The sequence below is a fragment of the Aminobacter sp. MET-1 genome, assembly GCF_026521175.1.
Taxonomy (GTDB): Bacteria; Pseudomonadota; Alphaproteobacteria; order Rhizobiales; family Rhizobiaceae; genus Aminobacter.
Genome location: NZ_JAMSHL010000173.1, coordinates 1 through 240, shown reverse-complemented (window position 1 = coordinate 240; position 240 = coordinate 1). Strand labels below are relative to the sequence as shown.

Genomic DNA, 240 nt, shown 5'->3' with positions numbered 1-240 from the left:
GGCCGATGATGGTCATCGCTTCTCCAGCTTCCTGGGCGAAGTGCGGGCTGAAGCCGGCATCGCGGGCCAGGTTGAGCAGCTGAGCGTAGAGGCCGCTGCCGTAGGTGCGCGGGAAAAATACAAACGGCTCTTCGGCCAGTTGCGCCAGGTGCAGGCCGCGCTCGCTGCCTTCCACCAACGGATGGCCAGCGTTCAATACCGCAACCAACGGCTCGCGCATCAACTCGATCACGCTTAGAG

Annotated in this window: 1 protein-coding gene; it reads right to left on the bottom strand. The window is 63.3% G+C overall.

The genetic code is table 11. From position 1 onward, the window contains the following. Positions 1–240, bottom strand: a 240-nt coding sequence (locus NDO48_RS29515) for a LysR substrate-binding domain-containing protein (protein WP_267322958.1), incomplete at both ends; no start/stop codon positions are given.